13 protein-coding genes are annotated in these 21,205 nt (G+C 60.6%); 5 read left to right on the top strand and 8 right to left on the bottom strand.

Annotated features, from left to right (window positions below; all coding sequences use genetic code 11):
• Positions 1-181 precede the first annotated feature (181 nt).
• Entirely contained in the window at positions 182-1,639 is a 1,458-nt protein-coding gene (locus EOC83_RS27800; protein WP_063170602.1) for a caspase family protein, read from the bottom strand.
• 187 nt (positions 1,640-1,826) lie between these two features.
• Between EOC83_RS27800 and EOC83_RS27805 the strand changes: the two genes are divergently transcribed.
• The 4 genes from EOC83_RS27805 (at position 1,827) to EOC83_RS27820 (ending at position 8,475) form a co-directional block, all read left to right on the top strand.
• A complete protein-coding gene (locus EOC83_RS27805; RefSeq protein WP_082826798.1) occupies positions 1,827-2,552 on the top strand; it encodes a hypothetical protein in 726 nt (241 codons plus the stop codon).
• Between the two features lie 239 nt (positions 2,553-2,791).
• Complete coding sequence (locus EOC83_RS27810; protein ID WP_082826756.1) at positions 2,792-5,971, top strand: autotransporter; 3,180 nt, start codon at positions 2,792-2,794, stop codon at positions 5,969-5,971.
• A 132-nt stretch (positions 5,972-6,103) separates the two neighbouring features.
• Complete coding sequence (locus EOC83_RS27815) at positions 6,104-7,213, top strand: OmpA family protein (RefSeq protein WP_013525279.1); 1,110 nt, start codon at positions 6,104-6,106, stop codon at positions 7,211-7,213.
• Positions 7,214-7,233: 20 nt separating this feature from the next.
• Positions 7,234-8,475: a caspase domain-containing protein gene (locus EOC83_RS27820; protein ID WP_224673649.1), complete on the top strand. Its 1,242-nt coding sequence runs from the start codon at positions 7,234-7,236 to the stop codon at positions 8,473-8,475.
• A gap of 45 nt (positions 8,476-8,520) precedes the next feature.
• Here the strand turns inward: EOC83_RS27820 and EOC83_RS27825 are convergent, their stop codons facing one another.
• Positions 8,521-9,132: a hypothetical protein gene (locus EOC83_RS27825; protein ID WP_244507016.1), complete on the bottom strand. Its 612-nt coding sequence runs from the start codon at positions 9,130-9,132 to the stop codon at positions 8,521-8,523.
• A gap of 148 nt (positions 9,133-9,280) precedes the next feature.
• Between EOC83_RS27825 and EOC83_RS27830 the strand changes: the two genes are divergently transcribed.
• Positions 9,281-9,811 carry an OmpA family protein gene (locus EOC83_RS27830; RefSeq protein ID WP_013525282.1) on the top strand — a complete coding sequence of 177 codons (531 nt, stop codon included), beginning with the start codon at positions 9,281-9,283 and terminating at the stop codon, positions 9,809-9,811.
• 93 nt (positions 9,812-9,904) lie between these two features.
• Here EOC83_RS27830 and EOC83_RS27835 read toward each other — a convergent pair whose 3' ends face one another.
• From EOC83_RS27835 to tssL, 6 genes are all read right to left on the bottom strand, one after another.
• Positions 9,905-12,235: a M23 family metallopeptidase gene (locus EOC83_RS27835; protein ID WP_024504492.1), complete on the bottom strand. Its 2,331-nt coding sequence runs from the start codon at positions 12,233-12,235 to the stop codon at positions 9,905-9,907.
• Positions 12,232-12,642, bottom strand: a complete 411-nt coding sequence (locus EOC83_RS27840; RefSeq protein WP_024504491.1) for a DUF1036 domain-containing protein — start codon at positions 12,640-12,642, stop codon at positions 12,232-12,234. Before EOC83_RS27840 ends, EOC83_RS27835 begins: the two co-directional genes overlap by 4 nt.
• A gap of 84 nt (positions 12,643-12,726) precedes the next feature.
• Positions 12,727-15,135 (bottom strand): serine/threonine-protein kinase, encoded by a 2,409-nt coding sequence (locus tag EOC83_RS27845; RefSeq protein WP_063170599.1) that lies wholly within the window; start codon positions 15,133-15,135, stop codon positions 12,727-12,729.
• 5 nt (positions 15,136-15,140) lie between these two features.
• Positions 15,141-15,914 (bottom strand): protein phosphatase 2C domain-containing protein, encoded by a 774-nt coding sequence (locus tag EOC83_RS27850; protein ID WP_013525286.1) that lies wholly within the window; start codon positions 15,912-15,914, stop codon positions 15,141-15,143.
• Between the two features lie 166 nt (positions 15,915-16,080).
• The gene (gene tssM, locus EOC83_RS27855; protein ID WP_063170598.1) at positions 16,081-19,644 is read right to left on the bottom strand and encodes a type VI secretion system membrane subunit TssM; all 3,564 of its coding nucleotides are present in this window, start codon (positions 19,642-19,644) and stop codon (positions 16,081-16,083) included.
• A gap of 19 nt (positions 19,645-19,663) precedes the next feature.
• Entirely contained in the window at positions 19,664-21,160 is a 1,497-nt protein-coding gene (tssL, locus tag EOC83_RS27860) for a type VI secretion system protein TssL, long form (RefSeq protein WP_013525288.1), read from the bottom strand.
• Between the last annotated feature and the right edge of the window lie 45 nt (positions 21,161-21,205).

The following is a 21,205-nucleotide window of genomic DNA, read 5'->3' on the forward strand; positions in this document are numbered from 1 at the left end:
GCACGCCACCGAAGGGAGCCGACAAGCCAGACGCCGAATGGATCAAACCTGGCCTTGTCGGACGAGTGAAGACCCTTAAGCGCGAGGACAAGCTACGCCATGCGACTTTGCGGGCGATCCGCGAGGCGAAATCGTGATGTTACGAACGCCAATGAAGTAGGCCCGCCTGACAGCCCACGTCCTAAAACACACCACCGATGCCTATCCCCCCACTAATGTCTGGTGGGGGGGCTATGGGGCGTTGCGGGACGGCCTGCGCGCGTTTCGCCGCCTTGCGGCTGGGGCCGGTTTGCGAAGGGCCGTTGTCCGACGCGACTTTAGCCGGCTTGGCCTTGACGATGACCGGCTGCTTGCAGATTCTGCCGGAACGCAAAAAGAGATCGCCGAGCAATCCGACGGTCGGCTCGGTCGTGGGTGCGATCTGTTTGGTTTTTTTGTAGTAGTCGGTGAGGGCACGGATGGAGCCTGTGCCCCAATCGCCATCAACTTGCATCCGGTAGCACCCCAGGCGACGAAGTTCGGTCTGAATGCTGCGCGCAAGATCGCCTGCCTTGTCCTTTTCCGCTTCGCCCGCCGAGGCGCCGACAATGAGAGTTTCGAGGCCGGAGACGACGCTCTGGCGAGCGACTGCAACGCTTTCGGTTGAAGACAGATTGGCGACCCGAGTGCCGACCGGCTCCGCTGAACCGCCTGACGGTGCCGGAATCTCGACGGACCGCAGCGTCTGTCCGACGATGAGCACGGCGGTCTGCAGGTCGTTGGAGGCGAGCTCTATCTGCAGCTTCTTCTTGGCGTCTGGATCGGACAGGATGCGCGACAGGCTCGCGCTCAACTGCGCCGGATCGAGCATCTGCTGTTCGGTGAAATAGAATTGTTCACGCAGGTTCGACTGATCCCACGGCACCTGGCGGCCGACGGTGAGCGCCTCGGTCTCATTGCGGACGCGGATCATCATGTCCGAAATGCTCAAGCCAGGAATTTCGACGTTTTTTAGAAGCGCAGTGGTGAACGGGCTGTTTTCGCCTGTTCCGTCGACGGTGACGTTGCCGGGCTGGGTGGCGAAGGCGACAAACGTGTTTTCGCCGACCTCGACCTGCGCCAGACCGTTGGAGATGTTGGCGCCGCTGCCCAGCGGATTGTTGCGGCAGGCATCAAGGAAGATGAAGGTCTGACGGCCGCGACTGGCGAATTTGGCGATCACATCATTCAGCTTGACGGCGTGCGCCGTCAGCTTGTCCAGGTTTTCCGGATCGGGCGTATCGATTGGTAGCAGGTAGTTTTCGCCCTGCAGCTGCATGCCGTGGCCGGCGTAGAAGATCAGCACGGCGCTGCTTTCGGGCAGCTTCGCCTCGGCGTCATGGAAAAGCTTGACGAAGCCATCGGCGGTAAGATCGGTTCCAGTCAGAACCTCAAAGTTCAGCCGCTTCAGGCTGTCGGACAGTTTCGTCGCATCGTTGACCGCGTTGGCGAGGTGCTCGAGACGCTTGCTCTGGTAGTTCGTGTTGCCGATGACGATCGCCAGCCGGTTGCGCGGCTGTAATGAGGCGTTCTGTTCGACCGCGGCGCGAACGTCGATCGTGCTCAAAATCGCGAAAAGCATGAGCAGCGGGATGCGCAAGTATCCGTGGCGGTGGGTCATATCGGCATGCTCGTTCCAGCCTGCGTCAATCTTGATCCGGCGGCCTTCGAACGCACCAGACGCAAACGCAATCTGCCCGAGCGTTTGGACCCCGTGCCGCCAAAGGCCCGCAAATTTTTATACCAAGTATCCTGTCAAAGATAGGAAAAAGGGATTTGTATGCAGTCACTGGACCGTGGAGGGCTCGATGCCGACCAAGATCAACCTCGCGCTGCCGGTTTACGGAGCAGCCTACAAAAGCGTATTCGTTCGCAGCCTTTTTGCGGCCCTGACTCACGAAAGCCTTTCCAGCTACGCGTTCACGCTGTCGGAAATCGAGTACACGGATATACCGTTTTCCCGGAACTATCTGCTCACGAATTTCTACTACAAGAAGCTGGACTGCAGTCACATCCTGATGATCGACAGCGACATGGGCTTTTCGCCCGATCTCATTGCCGCGATGCTGGCGCTCGACAAGCCTGTAGTCGGCACTTTGTATCCGCGGCGTCTGGTCGACCTTCGCAAACTTCACTCGCTGTCGAAACTGCCGTTCGACAAGGCCTTTGCGCAAAGCCTGGAGTTCCTCGGAACCATCATCGAACCGCGGCAGGAGATGGACGGCTTTGTCCGGGTATCGCTATGTGGCACGGGTATCTTCTTGGTTTCGCGCGACTGCGTCGCCAGGATAATTGAGAAACTGCCCGAAACGGTGAACCGGTCGCGCTACAGAAAAAACAAATACGCCGCACAGTTCGAGAGCTTTCTGACGCCATTTTCGAAGATCGTGACGCCGGACGTGGACTTGCCTACCGATTTTTCTTTTTGTCATCGCTGGGCCCAGCAGTGCGGCGGGGAAATATGGGCAAGTTACGACCGCAAGGTTGCCCACGCGGGAAGCCTGACCGTTTCGGCAGCCTATTCTGACCTCTAGATGTTCGCGTCCTTGTACGGCGTTGTACTGCATGTGAGCGGTTCAATCTGAGTTCGATAGTGACCTTGTCGCCACACATGACCTTATAGTGGCCTGAGAGCGAACGCCTAACCATTGCCGACGAGCAGCGCGCTGCGTACACTGCCTGTCAATCAAGTCAACGAGCCCCATTGAAGGGCCGGTGATTTATTGTAATTGCCTTAACTGTGACGGTATCGATTCTCGTAAGGTGGGATCGAATGAGAGTGCCGCGCGAGGCCTATCAATTGGCGGGTGTTTCGTTGCTTGCGTTAGCGGCGGCATCCACGTTGCAGATATCTGGCGCGGAAGCGTGCTCGGCTATCGCAAGCGGTGCTGGTACAACAGTCGGCTCAGGCATCTCGGCCGAAACGACGTTCGAAACGACATCGGTCACGGTCGAGTGCAGCACAACTGGAAACGTCCAGGATGTCGGCGGCGTATTCACGACGGGGTTCGCGGGATACAAGGGGCAAGCCAACGACTCGTCGACAGTCATCGTCAACGATTATGACGGAAACGGCGATGACATTGTTAGCATCTTTGGCGGTATCCTGGACAACAGCACGCCTACCCCCGTCATAAGTGGCCTGCCGCCGGTAACGTCATCGGCAACGACATCCTTGCAGTCGGCAGAGGGGACCCTCGAACTCTTTGGCGGCAACGACCGGTTCGAGATGTCCTATGGGGATTTGTCGGGCGATCCGTTCGCCCCAAATGTCGACGCCAATCTGGACGCCGGGGCGGGCGATGACACCGTTATCATCCAGGCCGGCAGCATCCACGACATCGATCTTGGAGATGGTGTCGACAGTGTCGTGATATCCGGCAGCGGCACACAGGTCGGCAATGTGACCGGTGGCATCGGTGACGACCTGATATCGGTCGGTATCCTCGAGGTCGAGGAAGGCGTTTTTTTCAGCGAGCCAATCGTCGGTATCATCTCTGGGGGTGAGGGCGGTGATACCATTACCATAGGGGGAGGCAACGTCGAGGCCGTGGATGCCGGGGCCGGCGACGACCAGGTCAGCATCGGCGGCAATACCGCAATCGAATTGGATATCGATGGAGAGGCCGGCAACGACACAATAACGGTCAGTGGCAACGCCACCATAGGCGGCAGCATTTTCGGCAACGATGGCAACGACACCGTCAACATCGACGGTGGAACCGTCGGCACAACCATATCGCCGGGCATCGTTGATCTTGCGGGCGGCGCCGACATTTTCAACATGACCGCGGGCCATGTGACCGGCTCGGTGTTCGGCGAAGGCGGCGGCAACACCTATACCGTCAGCGGCGGCACGGTCGACGGCTCGATCTATGCCGGCAGCCAGGACGACAGCGTATCGATCTCGGGCAACGCCAGTGTCGGCATCGACCCAGGTGAGGGTGGGGAGGGCACGGATTCTGTCGGGCTGGAGGATGGTGACGACACCTTCGACATGACCGGCGGCACTCTTGCGGGTGCGGTAAGCGGTGGTGCCGGCAATGATGTTATTACGCTGCGCGGCGGCACCATAAACAGTTTTCTGGAAGGCAACGACGGCAACGATCAGATATTGGTCTCCGGCGGCGTGCTTGCAGGAGAGGTCACCGGCGATGTCGGTGACGATCTGATTGTCATCAGCGGCGGCGCCATCGGATCCAGCGTTTCCGGCGGCGCCGGCTTCGACAATGTCTCGGTCACCGGCGGTACCATCACGGGCGGCATAGACGCCGAGCATGTCCATCTTTCGGGCGGCACGATCGGCGGTAACATTACCGGTCTTGGACCCGACACGCTCGTGATCGACGGCATCGGTGCGGTTGACCCACTCAGTTTGAGCGATGGCGTTCTGTTCAGCGGCACGGGCGCCAACGGCACCATCACCGGCACCAATCTCGCTGCCGGCGGCAAGAGCCAGAACTTTACCGGCTTCGACAATTTTTCCTCCGACAATTCCACGCTGCGCTTCAACGGCGGCATACAAGGCATCAACCACCTCAACCTGGGCAGTGGCTCGACGCTGTTCATCAACGGCAACGTCACCATGCCGGGTTCGATCATCGCGACGAATTCGCTGATCGACATGACGAATGGTGTCGCTGGCGATGTGTTGACGCTAGGCGGCCTCACCCTCAACGGTGCCAGCATCGGCCTCGACATCAACCAGCAGACATCTCAGTCGGATCAGCTCATTGCCGATGCGTTTTCGGCAACCGGCGCCAATACCATCATCGTCAACCTGCTCGGCACGCCGCAATTTGCCGAGCCGACCGACATACCGCTCATTGTTTCGGCCAACGGCCCGGTCACCGGGACGTTCAGCGTCGCAGGCGTGCCCGGCACACCGGGTTCGCTTTTCACCTATGCGATCGTCACAGGCCCGAATGGCAGCGTGTTCCTGCGTGCCACGCCAGTCAATTTTGGCATTGCGGCGGCGCCGACCAGTGCCACCAACGCCGGCGCGGTCACGGTGGCAATCGAGGCTCTTTACGGCATAAACCGCGACGCGCTCGACGCTGACCTCAACCTTTCGCCCGCATCCGGATCTGGAATGGTGCCGGTTTCGGAAAGCTTCGGGGTATTTGCCTCCGGCCAGTTCGCCCATACCGAGCATGACGGCTACAACATCAGCGGCGGCGGCTTGAATGGCCCGGGCCCGAGCTTCGATGCCAATGATTTTTCGGCCGCCATCAGCCTGGATTTCAATGCCGCCAAACACTTCCAGTTCGACAATGAGTACGGCCTGAACATCGGCGTTTTCGCCGGCTACGCCTCGACCGACGTCAACCTCGGCGCGTTTCGGGGATTTGATGCCATCGGCGAAGGTACCAACAAGGCCGGCCTGTTCGGCGGCTACGCGCTGTTTCGCAAGGACTACAATTACGCGCTCGTCTCGGCCTCCGGCTTCATCGGTGGAAGCGACGTGACGAACGGCGTGCTCGGCACCACCGGCAGCTATGATACCAAGGGCTATGCAGTGACGGCATCGGTCGGCCATATCTTCAAGCTGGGCGAGCGCACCCGCTTCGATCTGCGTGGCGGCCTGCTTGGCGTTTCCTTCCGCGGCGATCCGTATACAGACAGCGGCGGCAACGAGTTCGGCAAGAGCCAGCTTTCTTTCGGCGCGATCAAGCTCGAGCCCGGCATCTATGGCGACTACACGTTGAGCAACGGCATGGTGATCAGCCCCTATGCGCGAGGCGAATTGCAGCAGCGTTTCGGCTACAAGAACACCACCGAAATCGACACCAGGGAGATCGACTTCGACGATGCCGATTTTTCCGCCGCGCTGTCGACCGGCTTCAACCTGAAGATGTCGGCCGCGACCACCGTCAACGGCGAAGTTCGCGGCAAGGTGTCATCGGACAGTTCCACCATCGGCGCCAAGCTCGGACTGAAGATCGCCTTCTAACCAAGACGATGAACCCGAGATTTGCATCGCTCGGGAGTGGTGCACCGCACCACGCGAGATGCTCGCCAAGCGACAGCAAGTGTTCTATGCTCCTCGCTGAGAAATCGTGAACTGCTCTAGGCAGGGGGTTCCATGTTCGAAGTCGTGGGAGTCTGGTGGAAAACACGGGCAAGAGGCTGGCTCGTTATAAACGCGCTTGGCTTGGTCGTTGCGTTGTTGGTGTTGATTTGGCCCGGACTGGGAACTGCGAAGGCAGAGACGAACTGGACGCTGGACTCGACCGCTTCGGTCCTGACCTACCAGTCGGTCAAGAAGAACACGATCGTCGAAACCAACAAGATCAGGAATATTTCCGGTAGCCTCACCTCGGCGGGTGATGCGAAAGTCACCTTCGACCTGAATTCGGTCGATACAGGGGTTGACCTTCGCAACGTCCGCATGCGGTTCCTTTTTTTCGAGACATTCAAGTTTCCCTCCGCCGAACTGACCGCGAAGGTAGATCCCGCCGCATTTGCCGACCTGGCGACCAAGCGACGTGTGAAGGCGGTTCTTCCGTTCCGTCTCAGCCTGCACGGGGTCGACAAGGATCTTCAAGCCAACATCGTGGTCACCATGATCAGCGATACCATGGTGTCGGTCGCTTCGGAGGCTCCTGTCGCCGTGCATGTGGAAGACTTCGGATTGCTGCCGAACGTGGATAAACTCCAGCAGGCGGCCAACGTGACCAATATTGTTCCCACGGCATCGGTTTCATTCGATTTCGTTTTCATCGCTGACGGCAGCAAGCCGGCTGTTGTCCAACCGGTTGCGGCGAGCACTGCCGATGTCGGGCCTGTCACCACCGATGCGGCGAAGACCAGCTTCAGCGACGAGGAGTGCCTCAACAGGTTCGCGGTGCTGTCGCGCACCGGAGCCATCTACTTTAGAACGGCGAGCGCGCGGCTCGATAGCCAAAGCCGGCCGCTGCTTGCTGAGGTCGTCGGCGTCGTGGGCAAGTGCCCGGGCCTGAAGGTCGAGGTTTCTGGACACACCGATTCCGACGGGTCGCCCATCGAGAACAAGCGCCTGTCGGAGCGAAGGGCCCAGGCGGTTGCCGACGCCATAGTTGCCGCTGGCATTCCGCGCACCCAGATCGCGGCGACTGGCTATGGCGAGGAGCGCCCGGTTGCCGACAACGACACGCCGAAGAACAAGGCGCTCAATCGGCGGATCGAGTTTTCCGCCACTAAGCTCGTCAACTGAGGGACGCCCTGTTGTCCCGGGTGGGTTTTGATCGTATCGGCCATTGCGGTGGACTTGTGGGCGCCATTGCGCTTGTAGCGCTGGCACTGCTTTTGACTTTGTCGGCCGCCAGTGCTGAACGCCGTGTTGCGTTGGTCCTTGGCAACTCCCAATATGAGCATGCGCCGGCGCTGACCAATCCGGTACGCGACGCCCACGCCATGGCCGAACGCCTCGAGAATCTGGACTTTGAAGTCGTTTCCGGCTTCGATCTGACCAAATTGCAGACCCAGACGACGATTGCACAATTCGCAAAGCAGGTGCGCGGCGCCGATATCGCCCTTTTTTTCTACGCCGGCCACGGGTTGCAGGTTTCAGGCAGCAACTACCTTCTTCCGGTCGACGCAGCACTCGAGGACGAGACTTCGCTCGATTTCGAGGCGGTGCCCGTGGACTTCGTCCTGCGGCAAATGTCGCGCGAGACCAGCATAAGGCTGATTTTTCTCGACGCTTGCCGTGACAATCCGCTTGCCGAAGTGCTGGCAAAGACCGCCGGCGTGAAGGGAGCAAGAAGCGGCCTTGCCGAAATTCCCATCGAGAATGGTGGCGCCGGCACGCTTGTCGCGTTCGCCACCAGTCCCAATCAGGTCGCCTTTGACGGGTCGGGCCAACATTCGCCGTTCGCTTCGGCGCTGCTGGCGCATATGGGCGAAACAAACGTTTCCATCACCGAAGCCATGAACCGCGTTACCGCCGATGTCTTCAAGGTAACCGCCGGCAAACAGCGCCCCTGGAGCAATGTCTCGCTGACCACTGAGGTCGTCCTGCACAAGATCGACCTCAACGCACCGCTGATCGTCGGCGAGGCGACCACTCAGAAATCGGAAGCCGGTTCGGATGGGCGAAACGTTGCGGCAAACCCGTCGGGCGCCGACGACGCCCAACTTTCGCTCGATATGCTTCGTCAGAAAATCCCAAGGCTTGCCTCCGACGAGCCTATCTTTTTTGACCATCCTGTCGATTTCGGCGATCCGGAAATCGACGGCAAGAGCATTGCGGAGCTGATCAAGGGCAAGCCACGCTTCAGTCCTGTGGAGGGGCTCGACAAGTCGGTATGGGAAGGAAAGCACTGCGACGGTTGCCATGAATGGAACGAGGCCCGGCTGTGTGAACAGTCGAAAAATTTCGCCGCCAACGACGTGTCTGTCTTACGGCTTCAACATCCGCTTGGAACGCGCTTCAAGGTGGCGCTCGCAAAATGGGCGCAAGGTGGCTGTAAGTAGGCCAGGATGATGACGGCATCCATCGGTTTCTGCCGGGCGAATGCTCTAATCCGCATCCGCTGCTTGGCTCAGGGCCTCGATCTCAGCCATCTGGATGCCCATTTCGACAAATGCCGAAAGAACGGCGAACCGGTCAGCCAGTGCGACACGCGCCAGTCCGGCCAGAATCCCGGCATTGATTGCGTGGGCGGCTGGAAACGGCAGCAACGCCGGTGCCATCGTCGCGGCCCTGGCCGAACCATTGTCACGCCATCCCGCGGCCAGAGCAATCCAGCCGACCGGCGTTGTTGGCGGCGTCGCGCCGGCTGTGCTGAGCGCCGCCTGGTGGCGGAGACTGTCCGGTTCGCCCACCCAGTTGTGGACCAGCGGGAGCAACTGATGATCGGTCTCATCCAACAGGTCGGCCAGGTGGCTCAGGCATTCATGGGCCCACCAGACCGCGGCTCGCTCGGGAAGCAGGTAGGCACAAAATGTAACCGCTTCCTCGGGAACGCGCCCTGCGAGAAGGTCGCGGCAAAACTCGATCGAGCGCTGGTCGGTTGGAAGGCTCCTCATGTCCCGCGCAATAGCAGGACACGCCGCGAAAAGATCCCTTGCCGTTTTGAATCGGAGCCCATTGGCCATGACCGCCACGCTTTCATCGAGAAGCTTGGCCACTCAAGCCTTAGGCGCGGCGCGGGTCAAGTCTCAACCGGTGACGCGGCAACAACTGTCACGCCCCCGGCGATTGCAGACAGACAATTGCCTGCGAATTTGCTATGATCCCAACATCGAAAATCGGAATACTCAACCAGGAGGAGCCGCTATGCAGTGGAGCAGTTCAGCTTTTGTGTTGGCGGTCGTGCTTTTCTCGACCCACGCTTCCGCCGACCCCGTTCAGAAATCTGAAGACATCGTGAAGTTTTTTGCTGGTGCGGCCGATCTCGGCAAGTCCCGCGGGATTTGTGTTGGCTCCGCGGAGGAGTGCAAAAGCAAGTCCAATGACGCGTCGGCAGTGAAAACCGGCCTCGACATGCTGATCAATTTCGGCTTGGATTCGGCCGAACTTGACGCCACCGCGCGCGCTGAACTCGACGAGTTCGCCAAAGCCCTGAAGGACAACCGGCTGAGCACGTTCAGCTTCGTCGTCGAAGGCTATACCGATGCCACCGGCACGGTGCACCACAACGAAGGCCTGTCGCAACGACGAGCGAAATCGGTAGCCGCCTTCCTCACGGCCAGCGGCATCGAGCCTGATCGCATCAACGCGGTCGGCATGGGTGAAAAGAACCCGCGCAGTTCCAACCCATACGATCCGCTCAATCGCCGCGTGGAAATGCGGATAAAGACACAATAGCCACGCAAAGCTGCGCCGCAGCCTGGGATGGGGCGAAGATTGTTCTACCCGATGGAATTTGGACAGGGGTGAGCATAGCAGCGCGAGCGTGGTTCAAAGCGTATTCTGAATTGAGCTTATGACGGCGGTGACGGCCTGCTTGTATTTTTCAAACTCCGGTGACGTCTGGCGGACCTCCGTGGTCGTTGTCTGCTGGGCGGCGCCAGTGGCCATGCGGCCCAGCTTCTGGCCCATTTTCCTTTCGGCCCAGTCCACGACGTAGCTGGCGGTCTTGCCGGTGAGAAACGGGTTGGCCTGGATGACGGCCGACCCCAGCACGGCGCTCAGTTGCGCCGAACCTGTGGCCGACAGCACCTGGTGCGCGCCTTCCATTCCCAGGAAATGACAGAGATAGAGTCTGCCCGCCGTAATCTGGTGACCACGCTCCCGAAGATAGGCCTCGCCTTCGCGAGCCAGGTTGCGAACCATCTCACGCGAGATCGTGGCGTCGTAGCGCAGTGCGAGCAGGTCGGCTGTCGACAGCGTGCGCGCAAGTTCCGGGCGGTAGGTGTTCATCATCCTGATCCAGGTCTTGCTTATGAATTGCCCTGCACCGGTTGCTGAGGAATTTGGGTTCTTGGCGCGAGCGCTGCCGCCGCTTTCGACATGAACGATACGGTCGGTGAGCGTCTCGACCGCGGAATCGTCGGAAGCGACCGCGGTGACCGTGCCGAGTGGGTCGATCGCTGCGCCATTCTGGTAGAGTTCGAAATGCAGGTGGGGCCCGGTCGAAAGGCCGGTGGTGCCGATATAGCCGATCACATCGCCGGCTTTCACCCTGGTTCCGACACCGGTCCCGATTGCAAATTTCAGCATATGCGCATAGCGCGTCTCGCGCCCGTTTGGGTGCGAGATCTTCACCAGATTACCATAGCTGCCGCCATCGCCCTGGAAGGTGATCTCACCATCGAAGGCGGCTGCGATCGGCGTGCCAACGGGAGCCGCCCAGTCGACGCCCTTGTGGATGCGAACGGTGCCGAGAATTGGATGCTTGCGTGGCCCGAAGGTGGATGTCATCACCCCGTTGACGGGCGTGACCATGCCGTTGGTGACCGTCAGCGAGCGGACCTGATCGTCACCGGTAACGCACGCAAACTGGCCCTCGCTCAGCTGGAAGACGAAACAGTCGAGGCTCTTTTCGGTGCCCTGCACGCCGACATACAGCACACGCCCGTCAGTCTCGCCCTTGCCGCGCGGCGTTTGCGAGTAGATCAGCACAAGGCGCTGGTCCTCGCTGGCGAAGGCGTCCAGATCCTGCCCTCGCGATAGGTACATGATCGCTTCGCCGATCACGCCGGTTGGAACACTGTTGCGAGCCGCCGTCGAGTAGATCGCGTCGAGCAGGCGATACTGCCGCTTGTGCGTGCCTTCCCCCTGTGCGCCCGAATAGTTGAACAGATCTTCACGGACCCAGGGATCGACACCCGATACGAATGCGCCCGCCGCATTGCGTGTCAGCGTGCCAACAAAGACGTTCTTGGCGTAGATGGACACCTGCATCAGCGACATGGTCGTCGTCTCGCGCCTCGGCCTGAAACCACGCATGGCGATGACATAGCCCGGTTCCAGGCCGTCGCGGTTGAAAAGCGCCTTCAGCGCTTGCCCTGCCAGCTTGGCGTCCTCTGCGGAGAAATGCGCATCGAGCGCGACGCTGTCCAAAGAGCGGTCGTTGAGGATTTTCACGAACGTGTCTTCGGTCGCCTCGAACCGCTGATACTCATTCGAGACGGTTGCGACACTCGTGTTGTTTTCGATCTGCGTCTTCTGGAATGCGGGAAGGGCTGCATCGCCCGCATCGATGGTCTCGCCCCAGCCGGCTTCGGGATCATCGGCGTCCGCCCTTTGGTCGGGTGCTGCGGCTGGTTCCCCCTCTATCGGCGATGGCTCAAGATCATTCTGCAGATCACCGGATGGTGGGGCAGCAGTCTTTCGTTGCGCCTGGAAGAATGCAAAATCCTCTTGCGTCGACGGTATCGTTGTCATGAATTTTTCGCTCGCGCTAAGCATGACGTCAGACAGGATTTCGATCTGTGGAGAAACGCCGGCCTGGTTGAGTTCCGCCGGGCGCGGCATTGTCCGGCCTTTGGTTGCGGCGCTGGCATCGGGCGCCAGCGTGATCCACATCGGGTCCCCCGCCAGATCGATAATGGCTGGCACATACACGGATGCGTCCGCCGGCATATCGTCCGCCCCTTCGACCGCATGCAACTCCTCGTCTTCGTCTCCGAACGACCAATACTCGGCGGTGAGGTAGAAACCGGCGGCGATAGAGAGCAGCACAGCCACCGCGAGACCGGCAACAAGCCTGCGCCGAAGCGTGCGCCTGCGAAGGGCCGCGCGCGCCTGCTTTTTCTGCCTGAAGCTCGTGTCGATACCGTGCGTCACGGATTGCTTCCCGTAAGAAAGAAAGTCCACCGCGCCTGTTCGAGGGTATCGACTTCAAGAAATTGTGCCGCGATATGGCCGCGCTGCCAGCACTCGTCGATGCCGCGTATCGAAAAACGTCGCCGCTCAATGCACATTTCGGTCGATCCTGTGAGGATCGCATGACCAAACACGTCCGTTGCGTAGATGTAGATGTAGCGGTTCGTCAGTTCCTCACGAATGACGTTTACGCATTGATTGGCGCCGATGGTCCACCAGCCATCGGTCTGGTCCGCATTGTCGACCTTCTGGCCGACGGCGAGATTGACGACATCCAGAGTCTGATTGCAGACCGTGAACTCGGCGCGCGCTTCGCTGGATGACAGCACGGCCAACAGGGCCGCCCCCCCCATGACCGCAAGCCTCATGCTGCCACGCAGGGCAGGGGCCCGAACCGGATCAAACTGCCTTATCGGCGGGTCAGAGCGGCTGAGTTGCATCGGGCGCCAATGCTATCCGCCGAGCCGGAAATACTGGGCGGTGGCCGAGAATTGAGACCCGTCGGTCTCGATTTCCTCAAGAATCTTTGGGAGCAGCACCGAGGCTGGCATGGGCGTGGAGAACGCGGCTGCCTGGATGTCCTGAGGGCCCGTGATCACCATTATGATCTGCGGCACCGCCTTTCCGGCGGCTTTGTCGGCGGCCCCGAGACCAATCGGGATGCTGAAAGTAGCCTTGCCGGGTTCTACGACGATGCGGTCGTCGAGATTGAACACCATGCCTTTATGGTCGATCAACAGCACGCTGGACCTGAGCCCGCCACGCGTCACCAGCGTTCCGCTGATCGGCGTACCGTTTGGCACCGATGTCCGATCGAGAACAAGCTGCGGCTTGTCTGATGCGGTCTGCCCGATAAAGCGCAGAAAATTGGTGACTTCGCATTGGCTTGGTTCAATGAGCCGGACGCTGATGTCCGGCTCGACATGGAATTTGGCCTGGAACTCGGCCAGCATGCCTTCGAATGGCTGGACCGATGTTCCAAAGCCTTCGATCGCGGCAGCCTTGTCGGTTGCTGAGGTCATCGTCGCATAGAAACAGTCGCCGCCGCCGAAGTCGCGAACCCATGACACCCGTTGGGCGATGTCGTCGACGGCCGGGGGAATCTCCGGTTTGGGCACGTTCAACGCGACAGCAGGTTGGTCCGGCTGGTTGCTTGTCGGCAAGGCAGGGCTCTCGGCGTTCGCGACAGCCGGCGGGGCCGCAGTGGGATTGGGCTCCCGCGTTGCGGGTGCCGCCGGCTTGCTGGCCTGCGGTTCGGGCTTTTGGCTCTCGCCAACCTTGGGCTCAGCGGGCGGCAGCGTCGAGGCTTTCTCTACCGGCGGCGTCGGGGCGGTTGTCTCACTGGAAGCGGCCAACGTTTGACTGTCGCTGGTCATCGTATCCGGCTGGATTGGCGGCGATGCCTTTTCGGGTGGCGGCCTGGCGTCCGTTGCGGGTGACTTCGCGACGACGTCGTTCTGCGAGGGGACTTCGGCGGGCTTGGTAGGCTCCGGCTTTTGAACCCCCAACGTATCTGCCGGATTTTCAGCCGCCTGTCCGCTGGCCTGCACGGGCGAAACTGCCTTTGCCGGCTCAGGGGCGGCAGAGTCCGCCAGGGGCGGCTTTGACAGGCCGGGCGGGAGCTTGGACGGCTCCGGTGGCAAAAGCGATGTCTTGCCGGCAGTCGGTGTGGCAGGCGTCATGAAGCCGCCCAGGTAAAGGCCCGCGCCGGAGGCCACAGCCAGCATCGCCAAGCCAGCGATCGCCAGGGTTCGGGTCTTTGTGGACCTTCCAGGCAAACGCGCCGTGGCCTCGCGCGGCATCGGCGCCGGAGGCGGCCGTTCGAACAAATGCGCGGGCCGCACGTGCTCTACGAAGGGCTGTCCGCCTGGGCCCGCTGCGGCTGCGTCGTCGTGCCTCTCAACATTGTGTGATCGTGCCTGGGTTTTGCTGCCGGATGCAAAGGTTCGCGGCAAAGCCGACCGATCGCGGGGTGTGATGGAAGCCGGCGGGGTTGTCTCCTCGTTTTCGTCACGCGTCATCCTGGCGATTTCCGCCATGCTAACCGGTCGGTCCTGCGGATCCGGTTGCAGCATGGGTTCAACGATGTCACGAAAATCATCGTCGATGTCGGTGAGATCAGGCACGGTCCGGCGCTTTTCGATGACCTCGAATTGCGATCCGCTCATATCGATTGGCTTGCCGCGCAAGGCGGCAACCAGCACCAGCCCCAGGCTGTAGATATCGGATTGCTCACTGACATCGCCGCTGTAAAGCCCGAGCTGTTCGGGTGAAACATAGTTGTATTTTCCCGCAAACTTTCCGCCGATCAGGGTCTCACCGCCGACACTCGCCGACCGGGCGATACCGAAATCTATGATCTTCGCGCGGTCGACCCGGCCTCCCGGCAAGATGATGTTATCGGGCGAGAGGTCGCGGTGTATTGCTCCCGCCTGGTGCACGGCGCTCAGGCCGGAGGCGAGGCGGTGGCAGAGCTTGCGCACATCAGCCGCCGGCATCGCGCCACGCCGCATGATGTCGAACAGCGACTCACCGTCGACGAATTCCATGGCAAGGTAGGGACGGCCGATCCCGGGATCGATCGTGAAGACGTGGTAGCGCACGACCGCGTCATGCGACAGGTGATTGAGGATCAATGCCTCCTTGCGAAACAGCGACAAGATCGTCTGGTCACGGGCGAACTCGGGCAAGACGATCTTGATCGCGACATGGTCACCGGTCTGGATATTATGACCACGGTAAACCTCGCCCATGCCACCGAATGCGATGCGTTCGTCGAGCTCGTAGATGCCGCTGAGTTGCGTGCCTACGACGGTGTTGGCCATGCCCCCCGATATGCGCGTCTTGTCGTCGGAGCCCATCAACCTCAGGCCTTCGCTCTATGCAGATATGGAGGAGGCAATTGGCCATCGCGCTCGTGTCCTATCTTTACGAGGACGATCGTGACGTTATCCGTTGCGCCGCGCGCCAGCACCATGTCGAGCAGGTTCTCGCAGGCTGCCTGAGGTGTCGCCGACACCGTCGCCGCCTCGATCTCGGCGTCGGTGACATGCGCCGTCAGACCATCCGTGCTCAACACAAAAATATCCCCCGGCATGATTTCTCCCTGCTGGAAATCGATGACAATCTCGTCGCTGACGCCGATCGCTTGCGTGATGACATTGCGGCGCGGCCACGTGCGTGCTTCGGCTGCGCTGATGATACCGCGGTCGATGAGCTCCTGAACTTCGGTGTGGTCTCTCGAGATCTGCGAGATCGAGGCGTTGCGGACAAGATAGACGCGGCTGTCACCGGCCCACAGGCAGGCAAACCGCCCGTCCATCGCCAGCAGGGCGGCAACGGTGGAACCGATGGTTATGCCGCGGGATTCAGATATGCCTCGGATCTCGGCATTGGCCCGGCCCAGCCTGTCCTCGAAGCGGGCGCGAAGATCGGGAGCTGAGCTCGCAATGCCGATTGTTGACAGATGATCGACGATACTGGCGGAAGCGACCTCTCCGGCGTCATGTCCACCCATTCCGTCGGCTACCACCCAGACGCCAGTTTGTGGCTCGACCAGATAGCTGTCTTCATTGAGCTCACGGACACAGCCTTTGTGGCTCACGCCGAAGCTCTCAACGGAAAGGGCGACAGTATTCAATTTGCCACCAAGCGCTTTTCAAGCGTCCTTCTGCGGCGCACCTTTGGACGCTCGCTGGCGCCACTTTGCCACAGGCTCGAACATTAAAGTATCGAAAACTAAGGAAAACCAGGCTTTGAACGCCGTGGTCAGCGGACCGACGCCATGTTCAGCAGATGAACCCTGTTCAAAACGCCTTGGGACAGCTGAATCCGGACAGGGCCGGGAGGAAGAAGGGGTTGGAGCCTGAGCCTGTCTGGAGAGCATAAGTAACGTCGCGTCCGCCGATCACGAAGCGCGCTTGCATGTTGCTGTCGTCGCCGGTGACGGCAGCCTTGTCCAGAAGTCGTTTCAGCGCCCAGGGCCCTTCGAACTTGATGGCGGATTCGCGGCCTGGCATCTCCGGCGTCAAGCTTAGGCTGGCGGACGCGGAAGCTGCCTCGCCCGGCCAGGTGACCGCGCTCGGCGCGTTGCCCGTCTGATTGCTCCAGACGATCTGGCCTTCGGCATCGAGTATCGCCGTATCGACATCGCCATTCAGTGAGAACGGTGTGAAAGTGATGCTGACCGAAGGCAACGAACCGCCCGATGGGAAGAAGGCGCTGCGGATTTCCGCCGCAAGCTGGAAGTCTTTCAGGGTCGATTTCGACAGGTCGCGTCCAAATCGCGCATCCTGTTTCCAAGTCCAGTCCTGGCTGGTCATGTCGATCAGCGATGCTAGATTTTGTGCGAAGAACCGGTCCAGCAAGCCGCCAGGGGCGAACAATTTGGCGAAATCTGCCATCGCAACATCCTCGGTGGCGTCGCGGGCGAAGGGATAACGGCCGCTGATTGCGGCTTCACAAGGGGCTGTGACCGTCTGGTCAAGTATCTGATTCAAGTTGGTCACCGAGGTTTCGGCAACGTTGCCTTCGAACTCATCCGCCGTCGCGTTGACCATCCGGCCGAGTTGCTTGGGCAGGCGCGAGACATTGGCGCGAAGCGTGGCTATCTGCAGCTGCAGGTTCGAATTGACGCGTTCCGTCTGCGAAGGAACTTCGGCCGCCAGTTGCAGGCTCTGATAGATATCGCTGAAGTTTTGGGTCAGAGCATCGATCGGGCGATGTCCGGCAGGGCCGTTCACCAGGGCCTGGAATGGTCTGAATTGCGCTTCGATGTTTGCTCCTGGACTGAAGTTCCGTGCGTCGGCGGCCCCGGTGCCGGCGCGGCTTTGCGATTTGCCGCTGGCGATTGTTATGCCGATGCGGGCCAGGCCCTTGGCCAGATCCGCGGGGTTGCGCGGCGGGTTCTGGGCCGTGCCTTCGATCTCGGTGCCGGGATCGGGGCCGTCACCTGAGTCCCGCGTCAGAGCTGTTTCATCGGCGATTGCCGCAAAGAGCTGATTCATCGGTGAGCTTGGGGAGGCAGCGGCCGAAAGTGCGATGTAGTGCGGCTTGTCCGTCAGCATCGCCTTGAATTTCAACTGGCCGAGAACGCCGTTCCACGCGGCCGCGAACTCCTTGCCGTAGCGATCAAGAAGTTCGGGGCCGAGCTTGAGCAATTGCTGGTTGATATCGCCTTGTTCGCCGCCGCCCCCGAGAACCCACTGCTCGTCGACAAGCATCTGCGCAATGCGCGACAGTTGCCGGAGATAGAAGGTGTTGAAGCCGGAATGAGTATAGATGCCGGGAATACGAAGCCCTGACAGATCGCCGCCATCGATGCGCTCGAACAGCAGCTGCGCTTCCGGCCCGCCTTTCTGAGACAGTGAAAAATCGTCCAGCACCGCTGCGTATATAGCCGACTTGATCAAGGCCGAAGCGCGATCGGCAAGGCTCATACGCCCGAGTGAACGTTGAGCGGCTTCGACAAGCGGCTGGTTGAGTTCGAAGACCGGATCATAGGCGTCGTCCAATGCCAGCATGGCGCGCAGGTGCTTTTGGAGCTGCTCGCGTCCTTCGCGATTGTTTTCGCCCGGATATCGGTTCTGCTCCCAGTCCCGCTTCATCCACGAAACGATCAAAGCGTCATCGACCTTCGGTGCCTTGCCGCCAAGCATCAGATAGATTTTCAACGGTTCGTAGAGGGCGACGGGATCGGCCATCTTGGCCTGGATCGTCCGCTCGGCCTGGATCAACAGGCGCGATCGGAGCAGTCGCTCCAGCGCCTGCCGATAGGCTGTTTTGGATGCCGAAAGAAGTCTCTCCCTCTGGCTGAGGCCGAACGTCTCCTCTAACGGTGTCGGCAAGTCACCGGTTTCATACCCGGCCGGCAGATCGCGCAACTGGTCAAGCGGGCCGATGACGTTTTCAAGGTCGACATCGGTGACCGTGCTGGCCTTGAGCAACGGGGCCGCCGTCTCGCGATACTGGCCCATGGCCAGCGTTGTGGAGGCGATCAGCGACCGGTTGGAAGCAAAGCTCAGGGCGAGCGTACCCAGTGCGGCGGCGGCGATCAGCGTTATGGCACCCAGGCCACCAAATCTGACGATCGCCGCACGCCTTGCAGCCGATTTGTCATACGAAACCCAGCCCGATTCGGCAAAAATGACGTCCGTCAGCAGATCATGCAAAAAGAAGCTTTTGCCGGTTCCAGAAAGGTGAGGGCGGGAATTGCCACCGAAATTGCGGCCGATCGCGCCCAGCACCTGATCGATAGGCGTGCCCTCTTGCGTGCCGGACGAAAAATACAATCCACGCAGGCTGACATTCACCTGGCTGCGTCCGGGATTGAACAGAGCGGCGACAAAGCTGGTAACTCGGCCCTTTAGTGCGCCGAACTGTGCCGGAAAACCGAAGATGGAGATGCGCGTGACGGGATCAGTCTCTTCCTGGAGGCGGTCGGCCATCTCGTCGGCCAGTCGTTTTGCCAGCGCATCGAATTCGGCAGGGGCTCCAGCGGCCATGTTCCTGTCGCGCTCCGCGGTCTGGAATGTCGCGCCCCACACCTTGCGCCTTCGTGACTCGTCGAAACCGCCGAAGTAGTCCATGAAACCGGAGACAAGATCGGCCTTGGTGAAAATCAGATAGACTGGAAACTGAACTTTCAGCGTCTCGTGGATTTCCCTCAGCCGGTTGCGTATCTCGGCGACGTGGGTATCTAGCTGCCGGTCGTCGAAGCTCATCAGATCGGCAAGGCTGATGGCCAGGATGACGCCGTTTATCGGTTGCCGGGCGCGGTGCTTCTTGAGCAGTGACAGGAAGGAGAGCCAGCTCTTCTTGTCGCTCTCAGCATTGGAATCCTGCGTCGTGTAGCGACCTGCGGTGTCGATCAACACGGCCTGGTCGGTAAACCACCAGTCGCAGGCACGTGTTCCGCCAATGCCGGCCACCGGTTGGGCGTCTCCTGAACCGGCAAGCGGAAAATTCAGCCCCGAATTGACCAGTGCCGTTGTCTTGCCGGCACCCGGCGGGCCTATGACGACGTACCAGGGGACGTCGTAGAGGAAGTTGCGCTTGCCGCTCGACCCTTTGAGCGCCGCCAAGGCCTCATTCATGCGGGCTTCGAGCAGCCGCCCATCGTCATCATCGCGGTCATCATTGTGCGCAACGACGGTTTCGAGCGCTTTTTGCGCCTTCCTCCCCTGCCAGAAACGCAGCCCGTGAACAAGCGCCAGCGTCGCCACGATTACACCGATGATCGTTGCACGCAGCCAGGCAGGCCCGAGCGGCCGGCTATCGGCAAAGCGGATCAAGGGGCCGGCAAACCATATGGCCGTCGCGAAGCCGATCAGCGCGGTCATGCTGAATATCCGCAGCAGCCAACGCGTCATGGATGCTTCCAGCAGGTCGTCACAATGTCTCCTCCCTGGGGATCATCACATCGACACGGCGGTTCCTGGCGCGGCCTTCCGGCGTCGCGTTTTCGGCGATCGGTTCGTCCTCGCCCTTGCCGTCCACCGTCAGTCGCGAGGGATCGCTGAATTTCGCGGCCATCAGCGCTTCGACGGCTTTGGCCCGGGCCAGCGAAAGGTCGAAGTTGGATTTGAAGGCGCTCGACCGACGCGGTTTGACATTATCCGTGTGGCCGACGATCCGGATCGGTCCAGGCTCGTGCTCAAGAGCCGCGGCGATGTCGGCGGCGATGGGCTGAAATTCCGGCTTCGTCTCGGCCCTGCCGGACTGGAACAGCAGCAGATTGTTGATTTCCACGACGATGAAGTCGCCCTTGGTGCCAATGGCCAGTCCGCCGCCTTCGACGTCCTTGGCCAGCGCCGCACGAATACGATCGATCTGAGCGTTGGCCGCCGGTGGGGCGACTTTGGCTGGCTCGACCAGCGGCGCCACGCTGGCGCGCTCGATAGCGACGGGTATTGATGGGTTGAGTGCCAGCAATTCACCTGCGGCGGCGTCGCCTTCATTGGAGATGAAGACCCGCAATGCGAAGAACGCTGCCGCCAGCAGCGCCGACGCTGACGCGGCAACCACCCAAAGCGGCAGGCGGGCCGAGGACTGCGCCATCGTCTCGGCCAAGCCCTGCCAGCGCGGCGAGATGTCTTCACCCGCACGCGTCCTGAAGTAGCGAAGCGTCTCGTAGACGTCGCGTCGAACGCGCTCGAGATTGTTGTCTTCGCGCCTCACGCCGCGATACTGGCCCTCGAACCCCAGCGACAGACAGACATGCATCAGTTCGAGCAGATCGTAATGTGTCTCGGGATGGGCCAGGATCTTGTTCAGTGCTTCGTAGAAGCCTGTGCCGGAGGACTGGGTATGAAAGAACTGCCACGACATGCTGCGTTGCGACCAGTCGTCTTTCCCAGGCCAAGGCAGGTTGCCGATGAGATCGTCGGCTGTTTCGCACAGAACATAACGCGCAATCCGCGCATCCTCTTCGGCAACGTCCGATTTCTCCACCGTCCGGTCGAATTTTTCGATGGCCTCAGCGACATGTTGCGCCAGTGGCTCCGCCTGTCTTTCGACAGGCATCAGCCTGAGTTGCCCAAACAGCATCAGCAAAGGAGCGGCCGCAGCGAGAATAGTGTTTGCCGCGCAGTATCTGACCACCTCGGCGGCGCCGAGCAGCATGCGCTGCTCGATGGGCGGCTTTGATGCGGCGGCCGAAGAGCTGGTACCTGCTGGGGCACCCAGGGCCGGGCCTTGATAGATGACGGTTCCTGATACCCAGCCCGGTGGCCGCACGACGCCAGGATCGAACACGGTTGAATCCTCGATCCTGGAGGTGTCCGCGATGGATTGCTCCGGAACCGGCGGCGGTTTTTGCGTGCGCCGTGGATTTGCGCGAATGACGGTCTTGCCCGCCGGACCGAAGGGGTCGTCCTTCGAGCTCATCGCCGATCACCCGTGCAGGCGGGATACCCGCGATTGGGCGAGACA

The sequence above is a fragment of the Mesorhizobium sp. Primo-A genome (genome assembly GCF_003997175.1).
Taxonomy (GTDB): domain Bacteria; phylum Pseudomonadota; class Alphaproteobacteria; order Rhizobiales; family Rhizobiaceae; genus Mesorhizobium; species Mesorhizobium ciceri.

Excerpts from the sequence above, each read along its gene's own strand:
- EOC83_RS27800 (WP_063170602.1), bottom strand. The coding sequence starts at position 1,639 with ATGACCCACCGCCACGGATACTTGCGCATCCCGCTGCTCATGCTTTTC.
- EOC83_RS27805 (WP_082826798.1), top strand. The coding sequence starts at position 1,827 with ATGCCGACCAAGATCAACCTCGCGCTGCCGGTTTACGGAGCAGCCTAC.
- EOC83_RS27810 (WP_082826756.1), top strand. The coding sequence starts at position 2,792 with ATGAGAGTGCCGCGCGAGGCCTATCAATTGGCGGGTGTTTCGTTGCTT.
- EOC83_RS27815 (WP_013525279.1), top strand. The coding sequence starts at position 6,104 with ATGTTCGAAGTCGTGGGAGTCTGGTGGAAAACACGGGCAAGAGGCTGG.
- EOC83_RS27830 (WP_013525282.1), top strand. The coding sequence starts at position 9,281 with ATGCAGTGGAGCAGTTCAGCTTTTGTGTTGGCGGTCGTGCTTTTCTCG.
- EOC83_RS27840 (WP_024504491.1), bottom strand. The coding sequence starts at position 12,642 with ATGAGGCTTGCGGTCATGGGGGGGGCGGCCCTGTTGGCCGTGCTGTCA.
- EOC83_RS27845 (WP_063170599.1), bottom strand. The coding sequence starts at position 15,135 with ATGGGCTCCGACGACAAGACGCGCATATCGGGGGGCATGGCCAACACC.
- tssM (WP_063170598.1), bottom strand. The coding sequence starts at position 19,644 with ATGACGCGTTGGCTGCTGCGGATATTCAGCATGACCGCGCTGATCGGC.
- tssL (WP_013525288.1), bottom strand. The coding sequence starts at position 21,160 with ATGAGCTCGAAGGACGACCCCTTCGGTCCGGCGGGCAAGACCGTCATT.